This is a genomic window from Arthrobacter sp. CAN_A212 (assembly GCF_015752345.1).
Taxonomy (GTDB): Bacteria; Actinomycetota; Actinomycetes; order Actinomycetales; family Micrococcaceae; genus Arthrobacter_D.
Genome location: NZ_JADOUT010000066.1, coordinates 1 through 1,803, shown reverse-complemented (window position 1 = coordinate 1,803; position 1,803 = coordinate 1). Strand labels below are relative to the sequence as shown.

Here is a 1,803-nt window from a genome sequence, read left to right as displayed (position 1 = left end):
TGGGTATGGCACTCTGAAATGGCCCCACTTAGGGGACTTTTAGCCGTTTGAAGTGGCCCCACCCTCGACCCGCCCGTAGCGTTCTTTTTGTCGGCCAAGACGAAGAGATCGGAACGGGTTTGAAAGAGAGATCGAGAGTGAAGCAATTCGAGCGTATCCGCCTTGATGCGAGGGATAAAGATATGTCGGTCAGAGAGTTGGCACGGGTGCACGGCGTTCACCGCCGTACCGTCCGGGCCGCGTTGGCGGAGGCCACGCCGCCGGCACGGAAGACGCCGGAGCGGAAGGCTCCGAAGCTGGGGCCCTGGGAGGACACCATCCGGGCCTGGTTGACCGCGGACCAGAAGTCACCGCGCAAACAGCGCCACACGGCCCGCCGGATCTGGCAGCGGCTGGTCGATGAACACGGCGTCGTGGTTGCCGAGTCCACGGTCGCCCACGCTGTGGCCAGGATCCGCCGCGGGCTCGTCGACACGCAGGCTGACGTCGCGGTCCCGCAGACCCACACCCCGGGCGGGGAAGCCGAGGTCGATTTCGGCGAGTTCCAGGCCGTGATCGGCGGCGTGCAGGCGAAGCTGTTCATGTTCGTGATGCGGCTGTCCTACTCCGGACGCGCCGCGCATGTGGCCTACGCGAACCAGTCGCAGGAGTCCTTTCTGGACGGGCATAACACCGCGTTCGAACGCTTCGGCGGGATCCCGGCCAAAATGATCCGCTACGACAACCTCAAACCCGCTGTCACCACCGTGATCCTGGGCCGTGAACGGTTGGAAAACGAACGCTTCATCGCCCTGCGCTCCCATTACGGGTTCGACTCGTTCTTCTGCCTGCCCGGCATCGACGGCGCCCACGAAAAGGGCGGCGTCGAAGGTGAAGTCGGCAGGTTCCGCCGCCGCTGGCTGACCCCGGTTCCGGAGTTCGATACCCTGGCCGGGCTGAACGCGTATATGGCTGGCTGCGATGTCAAAGACGACCACCGCGTCATCACGGGCCGCCCCGTCACCGTCGGTGCCGCGGCAGCGGAGGAAGCCGGCATGCTTCGGCCGTTGCCGGCGGACACGTTCGAGGCCGCCTCGACGTTCTCGTTCAAGGCCGACCACAAGTCCCAGGTCTGCGTCCGCCAGTCCTACTACTCGGTCCCGGCCCGCTATGCCGGGCGCCGGGTCAGCGTCCGGCTCGGTGCCCGCACCATCGAGATGTTCGCCGAAGGCGCCCGGATCGCGTCCCACGTCCGGGCCATCCACAAGTATTCCTACGTCCTGGAACTGGACCACTACCTTGAGGTCCTCACCCGCAAACCCGGCGCCCTGGCCGGGGCAACAGCGCTGATGGCCGCCCGCGCCTCCGGGGCCTTCACCGGAGCCCACCAGAAATACTGGGACAGGGCCCGGGCCGCGCTCGGCGACAAGGCCGGCACGAAGGCCCTGATCGAGGTCCTGCTGATGGCCCGGACCCTGCCGGCCGCCGCGGTCACCGGCGCCATGGAGAACGCCGTGAGGACCGGGGACTTCGACCCCGATCATCTGGCCATCCACGCACGTGCCAGCCAGAGCTTCCACCACGTCCCGGCGGCGCTACCTGATGAAGTTTCCGGACGGATCAGGCACCTGCCCGACCGCTGGGAGCCCTCGCTGGCCGGCTATGACGGGCTGCTGGCCGCGGCGGGCAGCCGATGAGCGCCGGGCAAGGACCGTCCATGGGCCAGCTCAGTGAGCCCGCCGCCGCGGCGGCGATCGGCGCAGCCTGCAAAACCCTGTATCTGAGAGGCACCGCGCAGGTCGCCGGGTCCATGGCAGCCGAAGC

Annotated in this window: 1 protein-coding gene; it reads left to right on the top strand. The window is 67.5% G+C overall.

Annotation, left to right across the window (positions count from 1 at the left end; all coding sequences use genetic code 11):
- Positions 1-137 precede the first annotated feature (137 nt).
- Complete coding sequence (gene istA, locus IWX64_RS16780; RefSeq protein ID WP_312883904.1) at positions 138-1,676, top strand: IS21 family transposase; 1,539 nt, start codon at positions 138-140, stop codon at positions 1,674-1,676.
- The last annotated feature ends 127 nt before the right edge of the window (positions 1,677-1,803 follow it).